Below are 17,362 nucleotides of genomic sequence, written 5' to 3' on the forward strand. Positions count from 1 at the left end.
ATTGGTACAATCATTAAGCAATCTCTTCGTCGTTGTCCAACAGCTATTTGTATTTCATTCGGATGCTAATTTTAAATAACCCGATAATTTGATAACTTAATAATTCAATTGCACTTCTACTGTGCGAATATTTAATAGGGAGGAATTAATAATGAAAAATGCTTTTGATTTAGATGTACAAAAGGATGCAGTGAAATTACAAGGTGATGTACAACCAGATACAATTGGTACAATCATTAAGCAATCTCTTCGTCGTTGTCCAACAGCTATTTGTATTTCATTCGGATGCTAATTTTAAATAACCCGATAATTTGATAACTTAATAATTCAATTGTACTTCTACTGTGCAAATATTTAAATAGATGGTTCATCCCGTTTTTAAATTACGGGATGGATTTTTCTTTTAACTCAATTAAGAATAGGGTGGTTTTTATGAGTATTACAAAGATAAATGTAGTAAAAGAGAAGGAAGTAAAACAATCTTCATTTGAGGTATTAAATAATTTTATGGTACGTTCTCCACTTCTCTCATTAGATTTCTTTCACAAACAACTTTCAAATCCACAATTAAATAATTTGAATTTAGATGATACTCTTCTGTTTTTTAAAAATATAGTCGAAAATAACAAGGAAATAAAAGAAGCAATAGCGGTGTCTAGTACGTCTCTTCTTCAGTCAATACAACAAATTACCCCTGATAGTAAGCTTAAAAATAAAAGAAATGTTGTTAAAGGGATCTTCAGATACCTAAATCGTATCTCTACTCGAACAACTCCCTTTGGATTAAGTGCCAGCGTTGGAATGGGGAGGTTTTCTACTTGTAATACATCGGAAGATTATGCCTCTTTAAAGAAGTATGTGCAAGTAGATATGGAATGGGCTACTAATTTAATTAAACTATTAGAGTCTGATTTAAGCATAGTTAGGCAATTAAAAGTTAAATTGAATCAGGGCATAATGATTAACGGCTCAAGGGTAAAATTAAATTACTCAACAGATAGTGTCAATGATAAACAAGGTGAACAAAATTACGTTTCCACCTCAATAAATTATAATGAAGTAGTAGAGCAGGTTTTTGAGCATTCAAAAGAAGATATTAAATTTGGTGATTTATTACATAAAATTTATTCAAATCACTCTGACGTAGACATCGAAATTATTGAAAGATTTATATATGAGTTAGTTAAACAAGAATTTTTAGTAACAGAATTAAGATGTTCTAACGAAGATACAGATACTTTAAAACACATTTTAGGGATTTTGTCAGAAAAAAATAATATTCAGGTCATTGGGGCAGAACTTCACGATATATATATGAATATAAAAGAGTATGAAAGAGCTACATTAGGGGAAGGTTTATCACTTTATATGGATATCACAGAAAAAATGAAGCAGATAGTTCAAGTGAAAAACCCTTTAAAGGTGGATTTAATCTCTTTAAATAATGACTATTATATAGAAGAAACTCGTAGAAAAGATATTGAAGAAATTGTTGAATTGCTATGTAAATTTACAGCATGGAATGGAAACATAAGTAATAATGATTTAAAAGAATATCACTCAAGATTTTTAGGAAAATATGGTTTAGACAGAGAAGTGCCAATTTTAGAACTTTTAGACAAAGAATTAGGTTTAGGTGCTCCTAATGGGTATCAATATCCTCCCCAAAATGAAGGGAATATTGAACAATCTTTTGGATTGGGACATGTTGATAGGGTCTTTCTAGATAAGATTACAGAGTGTTACTTAACAAATGAAATGGAATTATCTATAACTGATCAAGACATAGAGACTTTGAAAAGTCAAGTTGTTGAAAAAATAGCATTACCAGATTCTTTAGATGTCTACTTTTTTAGGAATGTAGGGAATGATAAACAGTATGAATTTATATTAGGACCGAATCCTTATTCAACAGGAGCAGGTACTACATTAGGCAGATTTATTAATTACTTAAACGATAGTGATAGAGAGTTTTGGAGGGAAATAGCTAAAAAAGAGCAAGAGTTACATCCGAATTCTATTTTAGCAGAAGTTTTGCCCACACCTATAAATAATCGTAATTTAAATGTTTGTCAGATTGGTGAGAGGAGAAGTCACCAAATTAATATAACCAATAACTTATATACGCGAAATAATATTAATTTAAATGATATTGTAATTGGCGCGACTCACGACAGTTTATTTATTAAATCTTTATCAATGGGGAAAGAAATTATTCCGTTAGCTAGTCATATGTTAAATCCTTCTCTTTGTCCAAATATATATCGTTTCTTAATAGAGATTGGGCAACAAAAAACAGGAAATAACTATCCATATATTTTTAGTAATATAACTAATCTTGGTATTTCATTTATACCTCGAATAACGTATAAAAAATTTGTATTGGCACCAGCTAGGTGGAATATAAAAACTTATTCTTTTAAAGAGTGCAAAAATGAAGAGGAGTTTTATAAGCATTTTAAAGTATTTAGGGAGAAATTTAATATTCCTAAGCTCGTCTTTTTAGTTCATTTCGATAACAGGATATTATTAGATTTAGAAAATAAAATTCATCTGAATGACTTATTTAAGGAAACTAAAAAAATCAAAGATAATTCTTTTATATCTCTAGAAGAGAGTCTATATACAGAAAGTACAGATATTAATCACTCGCAGGACTGCAAAGAATTCGTGTTCTCTTTGGTAAATAGAAAAAAATCAATTATAAAAGATGATAAAAATATAGAATTTTCAAAAAAACTACCTATTATTAGTGACAAAGAAAGAATGGAGTACCCATTTGAAAATTGGATATTTGTAAAGCTTTATTGTGTTAATGATCGACAAGAAGAGATGTTAGGGCAATATTTATATCAATTTATTAAAGAAAATAACTGGTATGAGAATTTCTTCTTTATGAGATTTAAAGATCCGGAATTTCATATTAGGATTCGATTTAAGGCAGACACAGAGGTTTTAATACATGAGGGTCTCCCTATTATTATAAAATGGATAAATACTTTAAAAGAGTTAGGCATTATTAATAGGGTAACTTTTGATACATATGACCCAGAGATAGAACGCTATGGAGGGGCAATCGCTATGGAGAAGGCTGAAAAAATATTTTATTTAGACAGTCTGATTTCCCTAGAGTTAATTAGAAAAAAAAGGTTTGAAAATTTTTCGGTTTCTAAAGATATCTTAGCTTTTATTAATGTTAATCATTATATGAAATTCTTTAAATCAGACCTTACAGAACAAATAGAATGGCTAGATAAACGTATAGAATATAAGGAGTTTTTAAAAGAATTTAGGGAGAATAGAGATGAATATTTAAATTATTTTAAAAAATTTGTAGTGGAAGATACTTCTTCACTAACTGTGGATGAAAGCCAATTGATAAATCTTTTAATTATACGAGAGAATGCCTTAGCTGAATATGTTGAATATATTAGGCTCCTTGAACAGCAAGGTATTTTATATTCTAATATTGATAATATTCTAGATAGTTTAATCCATCTTCATTTAAACCGTCTTATAGGAATTAATCGAGAGTATGAAACAAAGGTATTGACTCTTTATCGACATGCATTACACAATTTTAACTTTCAATATACTATATAGTGATTTTCAGAAAATGAAACAGGAGGATAACAATGCAAGTAGATCAAACTGACAAATCCGTAAGCTTACAAAATATTATATTTGCATTCTCATATTGGCCTCGAATTTTTCTTTTCTTATGGCGGGCTAATTATGTATATTTAATATTTATTCTATTAATTAGCCTTTGTCGAGGACTAATTCCCGCTGTGTTATTGCTAGCTACACAAAACATTGTAAATAGTGTTAGTGAAACGATGGGAACTGTAAATTTCAGCTCTACAGCAGAAACTGTGCTACTGTTTATTGCTTTAACCATTTTTAACGAATTTTTGTCTATATTAGAAACGCATTTTACATCTATATACAAAACAAATATATCAAACCATATTAATGTTGAAATTTTTGAAAAAGTAGGCAAGTTATGTCTAGAAGATTTTGAAAATGCAGAGGTGCAAGACCAATTACAAAGGTCTCAACAAGAGGCTAATTATCGTCCCTTTGAAATATTCCAGCAAATTTTGTCTATATTTACAGGTTGTGTGACTTTGTTTTCTTCAGCGGCTATTCTTATTAATTGGAATTGGAGTATCGCGTTATCATTGGGGCTAATACCTATATTATTCTTTTTTGCTTATTTACATTTAGGTAAAAAAGAGTTTGTTATTCACTATAATCGTATCCCTAGGTATAGAAAATCTTGGTATTTAACTTACTTATTGACTCGAGATTCAAGTTTTAAAGAAGCAAAACTTTATCAATTACATGGTCACTTTTTAAATGATTACCAAAACATCATAAATGATTTTCTTAATGAAGATAAATCTTTGGCAAAGAAACGTACAATTTTATCATTATTTTCCCAAATTATAAGTAATGTTTTAATTGGTGGGATTATTATGTATATTGCCTTTGCTGCTTTTAAAGGAGAAATAAACTTAGGGAATTTAGTAGCATATATTTCAGCAGTTACTTTAACCTACAACAACTCACAAAATATAATGTTTAACATTGTGAATATTTGTAAAAATAATTTGTATATAGAGCAACTCTTTTCTTTTCTAGACTATCCTGTAAAAGAAGTAGATAACAAAGTAATAGGAAATAAAGTAAATAATAAAATTCTAAAAAAACCTATAGAGTCAATAGAGTTTAGAAATGTTTCTTTTAAATATCCTGAAACAGATCATTACGCTCTCAAGAATGTATCATTTAGCTTGAAAAAAGGAGAGACTTTAGCATTAGTTGGTAGAAATGGTTCGGGGAAATCAACATTAGTTAAATTATTGACATTGTTATATACAAATTTTGAAGGAGATATACTTATTAATGGAAGAAACATAAAAGATATACCCCCAACTAAGTTATACAGTGAAATAGGGATGGTTTTTCAAGATTTTGTGCAGTATGAAATGTCATTAAGAAATAATGTTGGTTTTGGGGATATAGAAAATTTGGAGAATGATGTTAAAATCAAAAAATCGCTTTTTAATGCGGGGCTTCCAAATTTAACTGAAAAATTACCTCAGAAATTAGAAACACAATTAGGCAAATACTTCCAGGAAGGGAACCAACTTTCTGGAGGCCAATGGCAAAGAGTTGCTATATCAAGAGCATTTATGAGGGATGCCTCGCTGTATATATTAGATGAACCCAGTGCAGCTTTAGACCCAAAAGCCGAAGCTGATATATTTCAAAGATTTTATACCTTAGTTGCCAATAAAATAGGCATCTTTATTTCACATAGGTATACTACACTACGGTATGCAAGTAAAATTATTGTTCTTGAAGAAGGAGAAATTGTTGAAGAAGGAAATCATTATGAATTAATGGAGAACGAGGGTTTATATTCTGAGTTGTACAATTTACAAATGAAACATTTTCAACAGGAAGAAGTAATAGATTTGTAACTTATAAATTGTAGAAAAGGAAGATATAGATGACAGTAACTAAAAATTTTAATTATATAATTCAAGAGGTAACAAGTAACTTAATTATAAATTTTAAAACTCCTGAAGAGTTAATGAAATTTATGATGGAAGATAAGAATAATGAACATATCGATTCCGACTATACCCTTGCATCTGGGCTTTCTGGATTACTCTTATTAATATCACAGTTACAAAAGGAAGAAATTGTATGGAACGAGTATGGTTATGAATGTATGAAACTTCTAAATAAATATATTTCAGATGGAAAAATAAATAATTTATCTTTGTGGGGAGGATTGACAGGAATAGCAGCGTCAGCTTATTTACTATCTAATAAAGGCGAATATTATTCAAATTTCATAAACCAGTTAAATGAAATTATTTTAGATAATCTCTCTTTTTATTTAGGGGGTTCTTTAAATAATTTAACTTCATCTAGGACTACCAGTTTAGACTTTGAGGCAATTTATGGGTTAGCAGGTATTACAAGGTATTTACTATTTTTCAAAGAAGATCCCAAGGTTAATGAAATGATTCGAAATATATTGAACTATTTTATTCAACTAAATAATAAAGTTAACTATAGAGAACAGAAAGTGCCAGGGTATTTTATTAGTGAAGGTAATCAATTAAATAATGATTCTATCAATTACCCAGGTGGGCACTTAGATTTAGGATTATCGCATGGTATGTGTGGTCCGTTGTCTGTTATGGCTTTATCATTGGAACATGGAATTGAACAACCAGGTCAAATAAGTGCGATTAATGATATGGTTGAGCAATTATTAAAATGGATGCAAAAAGATCAAGAGGGAGTATGGTGGCCTACAAAAATTAATTTTAATGAATTTATTAATGAAGATTTCATACAAAAGCAAGACCTGATATATGGTTGGTGTTATGGTACTCCTGGAGTAGCAAGAATATTGTGGATATGTGGTAGAGCTCTGAATAATAAAGAATATCAAGAGATAGCACTTTCGGCTTATAAAGCAATATGTAAGAAAGATTTTAAAAATTTAAAAATCCAAACACCTACTTTTTGCCATGGGATTTCTGGTATTCTGCATTTAACGCATCTAATGTATATTGAGTCTTTTGATAAGGAACTATTAAGTTTTAAAAATAATTTAGCTGAAAAAATACTTCAATATTACGATGCAGAAAACCCTCTGGGATTTTATGACATAACTTACAGTGGTAAAAAAAATCTCTCAATTGGGGCATTAGATGGTGTGAGCGGTATCTTAGCTGTATTAAATTCTATTAATTCTAATGAAATTCCTGAATGGTCGTTTTTGTACCTTACAAACTAAATATATATTATATAGGAGAATTGAAATGGTCAAGAAGTTTAATATAGTAAATAGAGGGTGTATGTTATTTTTTTTCTGTTTTGTTTTGTATTTTAATAATAGCGTAAGTGCTAATAGTGATTATATTGATAACAGTTATATTATTACTATGAAGGAGGAGGGAGTTTCTGGTGAAATATCAGAGGAATTAATTCATAAATTCCCTGATATAAAATTTGAATTTATAAATGATATTGGTGTTATTAAAATACATGGGAATAATGAAGAAATTACCCAAAAAGTACTGTCTTATATAAATAAGATGTATGCTGTAGATTCTGTTAGTAAAGATAAAAGAATATATATACCAGAAACTAAAATTGATAACTCAAAGGTAGATAAAAATAATTTTGTAGATTCACAGTATAAATATTTTGGATTTACACCGTCTTTTATGCCTAACGGCCTTTATACTAGATGGCAATGGAATATAGATGCTGTAACAGCTAATAAAAAAAGCTATGAATTTCAAATGGGTAATCATGAAGTAACGGTGGCTATAATTGATAGTGGTATTGATCCTAATCATCCCGATTTAAAAAATAATATTGTAGCAGGTGGTAAATCTTTTATCCCAGGGGATGAAAGTATTAATGATAATACAGGGCATGGAACTATGGTTGCGGGAATTATTGCAGCTAATGGAGATCTGAAAGGTATTGCTCCGAATACTGGTATTGCTCCGTATAAAGTTTTAAATAGTGAAGGTGGTCAATCTACATGGGTTATAAAGGCTATTATACAAGCTGTGGATGATGGTCATGAGATTATTAATTTAAGTTTAGGTACTTTTTTATCGTTGAAAAATAAAGAAGAAAAAGCCCTAATCAAAGCTTATAATAGAGCAATAAATTATGCACACAAAAAAGGAGCTTTGGTGGTAGCATCTGCTGGTAATCAAGGAATAGATTTATCAAATCCTAGAAAAGTGTCTGAACACTTAGGGATATTAAATGATGAACAAAAATATGCTCCAGGGGGACTAAATTCCGCATTGTCAGTAGGGGCAGTTGATAAAAATAATCAATTCGAAAATTATTCCAATTATGGATGGATGTTAGATGTTACAGCTCCTGGTGGTGATTTCGGACCGTTGTATGAAAAGGAAGGAATTGTAGACGTAAGACATCTTATATTAACAACTTATCCTACTTATCTCCCAAATTATATTGCTGAAAATGGTGATTTACCACGTGGTTATGAGTTTTCTTATGGTACGAGCTTATCTACTCCTACAGTATCAGCAGTTGCGGCTCTTATATTAACAGAGTATAAAGAGGAAAAGTCTAAAAACTTATCTATTGATGAAATTCAAAATATTATGTATCAAACTACCTTAAAAGTTGGAACAAATAGAAAAGAAAAACTTTCAGGAAGAGGTACGGTAGATGCATATGAAGCCTTGAAATTAATCAACAATAAATAAGATTTTAATAAAACCAAAACTTTCTTGCAAAGAAATTAGTGCCATTTAGAGACATATAAGAAATGTGTTCGTAGATAATTTCAATAGTTAAAATAACTGGTTATATCTTAATGGGATGAACCAGTTGTTTTTGTTTAAAACCATTTATTTAGTACATTATTTTTTTATGATAAGTAAAGTGTGATGTTCTAATTACATAGTATGAAAATACTTAAACTGCCAGGATTTTTATGATAAATAAATATTTTTAAAATTTAAAGAAAACTTATTGAAATCCGAAACATAAAGGTATAAAATGGGAATAAGTAAACTGAACAGTTCAGTTCAAATTTAATTTTAGGTAGGAACAGTTTTTAAAAGTCATAAAGAGGTGCTAACTTTGAAAGAAAAAATCATAATATCCGCTTTGAAATTATTTGCAGAAAAAGGTTTTCACGCTACTAATGTACAAGAGATTGCAAATCATGCTGGAGTTGCTAAGGGGACACTATATGCTCATTTTACTTCTAAAAAAAATATTTTAATTTCCATATATGGTTATTATTTAGACTGTTTATACAATAGCTTGGATGTTAGCATGATAAGTAATAATCAACCTTTTGAGGAACGACTAATAACATTAAACAAAGTTTTAAATGATTATCTGAGTGTCGCATTTGAACATGAAAATTTCCTTAAAATGCAAATGAAAGAACAAAATATTAATGATCCACAAATTATGGAATTTATTCAAGAAAAACGTGGGAAAATTTATATTAAATTTCAGCAACTAATGACGTATGTGGGAGGAGAAGAGCTGAAAAACTGTGTATTAGATGTGGCTGTTATATTAAATAGTCTAATTGAGGAATATTCAGCAGTTGTGATATTAGATGGAGCAGATATACCAGTTGAGGAATTAGTTAATTTTATTACACAAACTATAACCTGTATCTTAAAGGGGTTTAAAAACAAGCATATATCCCCGATTCTTAGTGAGAATTACATGAAAAATAAGGAGATTAGAGAGGAGTTTATATATACAAATAAAATTAAAGAACGGTTGAGTTCAATCAATCAATTGATTCATAATATTTATTTTACTCAAGAAGAAAAGCAAGAAGTCAATGCTTCTTTAATGTTGATTAACGATGAATTATCTAAAAATAACCCAGATATTATAATTATTAAAGGAATGCTAAGAAATATAGGGCGATTTACAGAATTAGAATTCATAGTAGATGAGATATTTAGTTTATTACAACAAATAAAAAAAGATTTTTGATGAAAAATACTATTTTTAATAGAGGTGAGCGTTTATGTTAGGTGAGTTAATAGAAGTAATAAAGTTTATTATAGAAATTGTTAGAGGTAATATTCCTGGTACTCAGTTGTATGCCATGGTGAGTATTCTAGTTATAGTACTCATAGGTGAAGTATTATTTGAATTGAAAAAAGGGGCAGTTAAAAATATATTTCTACTAGTTGGTGAGCGATTAATATTAAATATAATCGGACTGGTGTTTTATTTAGGGTTTTACATGTTTATCTTAAAAATGTTTTTGAAAATATGGCCGACATTAATCCCAGGTTATGAAACAGCTTTAGCTAGTTGGTTAGCAATTATCTCATATATAAGTATTATTTTATTAGTACCACTTGCTGTACTCTTTGTTAAATTTAATAAAATCTCATTAAAAGCAATAACATTTATAATTCATTTAATATTTACCGGAGTTATAATTAGTTTAATTAATCAGTATTGGGAGCCTAATATTAAATTCCCTGTAATTTTATTAATCGTTAATATAGTGGCCAACACTCTTTTAAGTCTAGTAATAGTTACGTATGGATTAAATAAGGATGAACAAAAAAAAACTAATAACTTAGTTAGAGGGTCTAAAAAAGGGGCTTTTTAAACTATTTTAGAAGTTGACATTTTTAATTAAATGTCAACTTTTTGTTTTGAAGAACAATGAATTTTTTATTTTTAATGTGTGGAAATTACCGAACAAACTAAACTATTGGAGAAAGTACTGATGAATGAATAAAAGAAAGGGAGCTTTTTACAATGTACCCTATAGAATAGACACTTAAAAAAAGTCTATTCTATAGGGTATTTCTTGTATAATGAGAGAAAAATGAGAATCGGAGAAATTTTAAAATGACGAAAAAATTATTTACAGAAAAAGAAGTTCAAATACTATCAAAAAATCGATATGTAAAATCGGTAAGCCAAAAAGGAATTACCTATACTGATGAATTCAAGCGTATTTTTATTGAGGAAAATGAACAGGGTAAACCACCTCGTATCATTTTTGAAGAATGTGGTTTTGATATAGATATCATCGGTCTACAACGTATTGTGTCATCAGGAAATAGATGGCGTACTTCTTATAAGCAAAATGGTGTATTTGGCTTAAGAGACACACGTAAGGAAAACTCAGGAAGAAAGTCAGAAAGAGAACTTACATTAGAAGAGAAATACGCACGTTTGGAAGCGGAACGAAACTTATTAAAAGCTGAAAATGAACTGTTAAAAAAGATCAAACTTATGGAAGGGAGGATGGGAAAGAAATAACGTTACAGCCTAGTCAAAAGTACCTATTAATTCGTTCTATTATTGAAAAATATCGCTTAAAAAATATGGTGAGATATTTGTGTCAGATCGCAGGTGTTTCACGCTCTGGATACTATAATTATTTTTCAGCTATTTCTCAAAGTCGGCGAGAGAAAAGAACGCATCAAGATGAAATGGTGAAAGAGATGATAGTAAGGGCATTTCGATTTAAAAACCGAAAGAAGGGGGCTCGTCAGATCAAAATGACATTGGCGGGTCAATTTCAAGCTGTCTACAATTTGAAACGCATCCGTAGAATCATGAAAAAATATGGGATTATCTGTCCCATTCGCAAAGAAAATCCGTATAAAAAAATGTTGAGAGCGACGAAAGAACACTTCGTGGTACCCAATCAATTAAAACGAGAATTTAGGCAAGGTGTACCAGGAAAGGTACTTCTTACCGACAGCACATACCTGTCTTATGGTAAGAATCAAAAAGGATATTTATCTACCATTCTAGACGGGTCTACGAATGAAGTTTTAGCTTACCATGTGTCAGAACGACTTACCCTAGATATCGCAACGACGACTCTTCACAAACTAAAGAAGAATAAGAAGGTACGATTAACGCAAGATGCCTATATTCATTCTGATCAAGGTACTCATTACACAAGCCCTACCTATCAAAAGTTAGTCAAAGAATTAAAGCTGGGACAATCCATGTCAAGACGAGGAAACTGTTGGGATAATGCCCCTCAAGAATCTTTTTTCGGGCACTTTAAAGATGAATCTCACATCAAAACTTGTACATCTTTCACACAGTTAAAACAAGAAATTAAAGACTATATGAAATACTACAATCAGCATAGATATCAGTGGAATTTAAAGAAGATGACTCCTGTCGAATACAGAAATCATCTTCTTGATGCCGCCTAACTTTTTTTTAAATGTCCTTTACAAAGGGTACAGATTATTTGCTATGTTACCTTTATTTTTTGTTTTGTCGCAATAGGTGCTACCATATATTAATATAACTTACCTGAAGATTTTATTTGATGGTTATCAGTAATAGTAAAATTCATTATACTTTTCCCTTTCTTATTTGATGTTCAATATCTTATTACAGTTTTAGCATGGAATAGATCCAATAGAATTCAATAAATATAGACAAAAAAGCTTATCTCTTAGCGCTTAATGATAAGCTTTTTTATTATTTTTTTATCGTTTTTTGTTTTTGTGTTATTTGCTTCTCTTAGGTTGATAGCGATGTGGCGAGACCCCACATCCATCAACTTAAGGATTCGGACTATTTTTGAAATTAAAAGCGCGTTACTATTTTCTTATATTAATGAGAAAGGGTGACGTGCTTTTTATGAATATGCATCAAAAGCAAGAGTTGTCTTTATTTGCCGAAGAGTTATATCAATATATGTCTCCCGCTACACTTAATCAATTAGCTATAGAAGCAGGCGGGATGAAACGAAACCGGAAGTGCCACGGGCATCATTTTTTATCTTTGTGTGTATGGCTAAATCAACAAGTCGCTACCACCTCTCTTACCCAACTATGTAGTCAATTAGAAACTTCAACAGGAGTTTTATTAAGTCCGGAAGGACTTAATCGGCGATTTAACTCGGCTTCTGTAGCCTTTTTTCGTACTGTATTTACTACACTTCTACAGGCTAAGATTGGAGGCGTATCTAAGATTTCTCATTCTCTTTCTTCCTACTTTGAGCGCATTCGCATCCTTGATTCTACAACCTTTCAAGTTCCAGATCGATTCGCAGCTATGTATCCTGGTGCCGGAGGATGTAGTCATAAAGCTGGTGTGAAAATTCAACTAGAGTATGACTTGTTGAGTGGAGAGTTTTCTGATGTGAAAATTGAACCAGGAAAACGAAGTGATCAGGCGTATGGTGCGACTCGAACAGACATGATACAAAAGAATGAGCTGTATATCCGTGACTTAGGATATTTTCGTCTACAAGACTTTAAGTCTATTCAAGACAAGCAGGGGTATTATTTATCCCGTCTTAAGTTACCGACTAAAATATATAGAAAAGAGTTCGAAACAGTCGTATTTAAAACAAAACCTCCTCAATTGAAACCAGTATATATACAAATTCATTTGGAAGACATTATGAAACAATTAAAACCTGGCCAAGTTTATGAATTACAAGATGTATATGTAGGGAGTAAAGATAAACTGCCTACTCGTATTGTAGTTTATAGATGTATCGAGGAGCAAAAACAGAAACGCTTACGTGACCGAGCTATTCGTGAAAAGAAAAAAGGGATTACATATACAGAGCGCACGAAGCTTTTACAAGGTATCACGGTATATATGACAAACATTCCTACGGAATGGGTACCAAAAGAGAAAATCTATGACCTATATTCATTACGTTGGCAAATTGAGCTGTTATTTAAAATATGGAAATCTTGGTTTCAAATTCATCGTTGTAAATCTATTAAACAAGAGCGATTAGAATGTCATCTTTATGGGCAACTCATTAGTATTCTATTATGTTCTTCTACTATGTTTAAAATGCGAGAACTCCTATTACGTAAAAAACAGAAAGAACTAAGTGAATATAAAGCAATGTATATAATTAAGGATTATTTTTCACTTTTTTACCAAGCATTACACAAAAACACCCAAGAATTATCAAAGGTTCTCCTTCGTCTGTTTAACCTCCTACAGCACAACGGACGAAAATCTCATCGGTACGAGAAAAAGACAGTCTTTGATATTTTGGGTGTTGTTTATGAGTATACCACTTCTAATCCACAGGTAGCATAGTAAAAAATTGAAACCCGTCAGGGTTTATTTGATATGCCTACTTTTATAAAATCTATAAAAGATAATAAAAAATTATATAAAAAAACCACATTTTGTTTGAAAATATCCCTTAAGTTGATGGATGTGTGGCTGTACCCCATGCACATCAATTTAAGAATTCAGAATTTCCCCGAAACGAAAAAATGAGGGTTTTTGTCACAAGTTAGCACAAAATTTTGTTTGGTTATTTGCTTTGTTAGGTTGATGAAGACGTGTCGCTACTCCTGTAAAGGTAGTAGAGGGTACTACAATGAGAAATTCTCTAGTATCTTATTGTGGTACCAAGCATAACTTGACAAGTAACTAATAAATTATGCCTGTTTTGTATAATTTTCGCAAAATCACTTTGACTCATTAATTATTATCATTATAAAATAATATTAGGATATATATTACTAGCAGTTATATGTTTAGGTATATCCTTTTTGTGATTATAAGGAAGAAATTCAAGTTAAGACTGAAACAATAAGTTAGGAAAGCTAAACTGACGCAGCAGACAATGCAAAAACTCATGAAGGTCTGTCTATTGTTGAAGAAAAGAATTACTAAAAGAAAAAGGGGATAAGTTTAAAATGAGTATTAATAAATCATTTAAGGGTATCGCAATAGCAGGGTTAAGTGTTAGTTTCATGCTAGTAGGTTGTACATTAAATACATATGGACTTACACAGTCAGAGTATAGAAAAGTAGATAAGTATTATGATGCAGATAAAATGGTATCTGACCTAAAGAAATTGCACTATAGTGATGAGCACATTGAAAACCAACTAAGAAACGCATTGTCTAGAATTGAGTATGAAAAGGGAAGTAAGGAAGAAGAATCAAGTAGTAAAGAAAGTAAATCAAATGTATCAGACACGGAAGGTGAAAAGAAGGTAAAGGTATCTGAAAAAGATTATCCTTATCGTTTGACTGAACTGCACTTAGAATTCCAGTATCATTTAAAAAAACTAGAAAAGAAAACTGATGAATTATTTACAGAAAAGAGTGTCTACATAGGTGAGATAGATTCTTTAATTAGTCACATTAGTTTGGATATAAACCGTTTTGAAAAAATCAAGCCAACTAAAAAGTATGAAGACTACCAATTCTTAATACAAGAAGGGGTAGAAGAGATTAGAAAACACCTAATAAAAGTAGAAGATGCAGTTAGACAGTATGATGGTGAATATAATAAGGATAAAGCAAAAGAAATCATACAAACCGGTTTGTTTGGGATAGATGATGGTGTTTCTAAATGGGAGACAGTATTTAAGGAGATAAACGAGAAATACCCTAATATAGAGCAAGAGGTAAAGGAAGAGAACCAGAAACATGCGAAAGAGGGTCATCGCGAGGATGATTTAAATGAAAAAGTTAGTGGTTCAGAAGTTGATAAATACAAAGCAGCCATCGTAGAAAATACAAATAAGATGGATGAAGTTATCAGACTGATACAAGATATAGGACATTCAGATGTAAAGGATTATGAGTCAAAGAAAAGTGAAATCCAACTGAGTTTGAATATGGCAAAAATACACGTAAGAGACATAAAATACCTTGAGGCACCTAAAGAGTTAGAAGTTGAACAAGAAAAGATAAAACAGGCAATGGATAATTACTGGGATGTTCTGCGATTACTTTCAGAAGCATTAGAAGAACAAAATGATAGTAAGTTGGAACAAGCAAATAATAAAGCAGAACAGGCAATGAAACTATTTAAAAAAGCAACTGAGAGTATTAAAAGTAAAACGAACTAATCATGAAAAGGGGCATATGGCGGTAGCCCTATTGCAAATTAACAAATAAAAAAAGATAAGATCAGGGAGTAGGATCTTATCTTTTCGCAAAGAGAAATATATTGCAAGATATCTTATTATTCAATATCTTGTTTCCTCTAATGCTTTTTTTCTTGGTTTAACATCTATTGCGTCATAATCATATAACCAAAAATTATTACTGAAATTACAAGTCCTATAGCAGCACCCAATAACACTTGTCCATTAGTACCTGCACACAATTCTTTTAAATCTGCTTTTGCTTTTTTCTTATCTTCTCCTGTTGAAAAGAGATAAATAATAGAATGTGCAACTAGTGAAAATAGTGCCGTGATTATCTCTATCATTACTTATGTCCCCTCTACTATATGTTTACTATTAATTGATCAATAATTGCTTTATACATTATATCAGCTAGGGTACATGGAAGTATAATGAAACATTTATATAACTTGTTTTTAATATATATATATTAAAAAATTTTACCTAATAATTCCTTGGCGTACGAAATTCTTGTTTTGTTGGGAGGACACCATCGCTATCAAGCTAAAATTTTATAGTATCCCCCAGAACGAAATTTGGTGTTAACTTATAACAAAAAAGCATATTTTTTCGTTTTAGGGTTGACCTGTTTTCTTAACTTGATTGTCATGTGGCGGTACCCTATCACTATCGATTTAAAAGAATGACTGCCACGTTTTATACAAATATTAATTTGTTTTGATTGAAAATAGATTATAAAATTAATATTTAAATATAAAGAATTTGAATATTAATATGTTATCATTTAAATGATTCAAATATGTAGTAAAAAGTCAATATTTGTAGCTGATTTCGTTTATACGTATGAAAGAATTAAATTATGAAAAGGCGGTATTTATTATGAAAGCAATTAAATTAGCAGGTTTAACAATTGCAGCAGGTTTATTATTGGCAGCGTGTGGTACTGAAGAAGCGAAAATAGAGCAGGATGTGAAGAAAGAGGAACAAAAAGAAAAAGTTAAAGCATTTCAGGCAGAAAAGCAGCAAGAAGATAGGAAAGTAACTGTGCAACAATCGACGGATACGTCAAAACAGCATGAAAATGTAGTAAAAGAAACAGTTAAAGAAGAACAAAAAGCAGAGTCAACGCCTGTTGAACAACCGAAAGTCAGCGGGTTAAATGAGGGACAAGCAAAAGAAAAAGTGGAACAATCGATGACAGCGCAAGGCCAGGGGGCGCGTAATAAAGATGTGAAATTAAGCCAATTAGGCATCGAAACAGCAAAGGATGGAATAAAGGTGGCTGCACAGGCGCAAGACGTCCATATTGAAGCAAAAGACAGTCTAACTCGAATTGTTGTTATCGTTCCAGCTGGAACAACGAAAGAACGAGCGCAACAAGTAGGCGACATAGCAGCGCGCCAGGTGGCAAGTTTTGGGGCAATGGGATTAAATGTAGATTTGAAAGTACCATCAAAAGACTATTTAGGGGAATATTGGGAAAATTTCTCTGGTGATATCGGTATCTATGACAGTAACAAAAAACAATTAGTACGTGGATATATTTCCAAGTTAAACCCAACAAAAATTAAATGGTAAGAAAAACAAGGTCCCTACAAAATGTGTGGGGATTTTTCCATAAAGAAAAGACACCCTAAGGTGCCTTTTCTAATAGTTTCTTAGCAGAAGCAACTGCATCCAATAATGATTAATAGTATAAAGAGTACAACGAGTAAAGCAAAGCCTCCAGCAAAACCGCAGCCTTCGCCGCAACTACCACCATATCCCATAATAATAGTTCCTCCTTTAGATAAGAGAATAAAACTAGGGTTCATTCCACGGATGTTAATGGGTTTACTTTACCTTATGTTTTTAAGTATGAATTGAGCAGGTCCTTTTGAAAATAAGGGAAAGATAATTTAATGTGCTTCTACTGAATATTGATA

At 31.0% G+C, this 17,362-nt stretch carries 13 protein-coding genes and 1 pseudogene; 12 read left to right on the forward strand and 2 right to left on the reverse strand.

Translation table 11 applies throughout. The annotated features are described in order from the left end of the window. Positions 1 to 151 precede the first annotated feature (151 nt). From ACTFO4_RS25180 to ACTFO4_RS25230, 11 genes and pseudogenes are all read left to right on the forward strand, one after another. Positions 152 to 292: a type A lantibiotic gene (locus tag ACTFO4_RS25180; protein WP_153600587.1), complete on the forward strand. Its 141-nt coding sequence runs from the start codon at positions 152 to 154 to the stop codon at positions 290 to 292. A 140-nt stretch (positions 293 to 432) separates the two neighbouring features. Continuing rightward, complete coding sequence (locus ACTFO4_RS25185; RefSeq protein WP_440014611.1) at positions 433 to 3,603, forward strand: lantibiotic dehydratase; 3,171 nt, start codon at positions 433 to 435, stop codon at positions 3,601 to 3,603. Between the two features lie 32 nt (positions 3,604 to 3,635). Next, positions 3,636 to 5,492: an ABC transporter ATP-binding protein gene (locus ACTFO4_RS25190; RefSeq protein WP_076775122.1), complete on the forward strand. Its 1,857-nt coding sequence runs from the start codon at positions 3,636 to 3,638 to the stop codon at positions 5,490 to 5,492. A gap of 29 nt (positions 5,493 to 5,521) precedes the next feature. Further along, entirely contained in the window at positions 5,522 to 6,829 is a 1,308-nt protein-coding gene (locus ACTFO4_RS25195; RefSeq protein WP_076775119.1) for a lanthionine synthetase C family protein, read from the forward strand. A 25-nt stretch (positions 6,830 to 6,854) separates the two neighbouring features. Continuing rightward, positions 6,855 to 8,294 (forward strand): S8 family serine peptidase, encoded by a 1,440-nt coding sequence (locus ACTFO4_RS25200; RefSeq protein WP_326235595.1) that lies wholly within the window; start codon positions 6,855 to 6,857, stop codon positions 8,292 to 8,294. Between the two features lie 379 nt (positions 8,295 to 8,673). Next, positions 8,674 to 9,558 carry a TetR/AcrR family transcriptional regulator gene (locus ACTFO4_RS25205; protein WP_326235594.1) on the forward strand — a complete coding sequence of 295 codons (885 nt, stop codon included), beginning with the start codon at positions 8,674 to 8,676 and terminating at the stop codon, positions 9,556 to 9,558. A gap of 34 nt (positions 9,559 to 9,592) precedes the next feature. Then, positions 9,593 to 10,192 carry a hypothetical protein gene (locus ACTFO4_RS25210; protein ID WP_326235593.1) on the forward strand — a complete coding sequence of 200 codons (600 nt, stop codon included), beginning with the start codon at positions 9,593 to 9,595 and terminating at the stop codon, positions 10,190 to 10,192. Positions 10,193 to 10,437: 245 nt separating this feature from the next. Next, a protein-coding gene (locus tag ACTFO4_RS25215; protein ID WP_440014610.1) for an IS3 family transposase occupies positions 10,438 to 11,771 on the forward strand; the annotation gives its coding sequence in 2 pieces (ribosomal slippage) (positions 10,438 to 10,822 and positions 10,822 to 11,771; 1,335 coding nt in all). Between the two features lie 48 nt (positions 11,772 to 11,819). After that, positions 11,820 to 11,996 (forward strand): annotated as a pseudogene (locus ACTFO4_RS25220) (DUF6773 family protein); the annotation flags it as partial. Positions 11,997 to 12,207: 211 nt separating this feature from the next. Beyond that, positions 12,208 to 13,638, forward strand: a complete 1,431-nt coding sequence (locus tag ACTFO4_RS25225; protein ID WP_440014609.1) for an IS4 family transposase — start codon at positions 12,208 to 12,210, stop codon at positions 13,636 to 13,638. A 611-nt stretch (positions 13,639 to 14,249) separates the two neighbouring features. Beyond that, positions 14,250 to 15,416 (forward strand): DUF7018 domain-containing (lipo)protein, encoded by a 1,167-nt coding sequence (locus ACTFO4_RS25230; protein WP_440014608.1) that lies wholly within the window; start codon positions 14,250 to 14,252, stop codon positions 15,414 to 15,416. Positions 15,417 to 15,580: 164 nt separating this feature from the next. Here ACTFO4_RS25230 and ACTFO4_RS25235 read toward each other — a convergent pair whose 3' ends face one another. After that, positions 15,581 to 15,781: a hypothetical protein gene (locus ACTFO4_RS25235; protein ID WP_440014607.1), complete on the reverse strand. Its 201-nt coding sequence runs from the start codon at positions 15,779 to 15,781 to the stop codon at positions 15,581 to 15,583. A gap of 499 nt (positions 15,782 to 16,280) precedes the next feature. Between ACTFO4_RS25235 and ACTFO4_RS25240 the strand changes: the two genes are divergently transcribed. Next, positions 16,281 to 17,015 (forward strand): DUF874 domain-containing protein, encoded by a 735-nt coding sequence (locus ACTFO4_RS25240; RefSeq protein WP_440014606.1) that lies wholly within the window; start codon positions 16,281 to 16,283, stop codon positions 17,013 to 17,015. Positions 17,016 to 17,095: 80 nt separating this feature from the next. Here ACTFO4_RS25240 and ACTFO4_RS25245 read toward each other — a convergent pair whose 3' ends face one another. After that, positions 17,096 to 17,206 carry a YjcZ family sporulation protein gene (locus tag ACTFO4_RS25245; RefSeq protein WP_000540371.1) on the reverse strand — a complete coding sequence of 37 codons (111 nt, stop codon included), beginning with the start codon at positions 17,204 to 17,206 and terminating at the stop codon, positions 17,096 to 17,098. Between the last annotated feature and the right edge of the window lie 156 nt (positions 17,207 to 17,362).

It is taken from the genome of Bacillus cereus group sp. MYBKT14-1 (assembly GCF_051915185.1).
GTDB classification, from domain to species: Bacteria; Bacillota; Bacilli; order Bacillales; family Bacillaceae_G; genus Bacillus_A; species Bacillus_A cereus.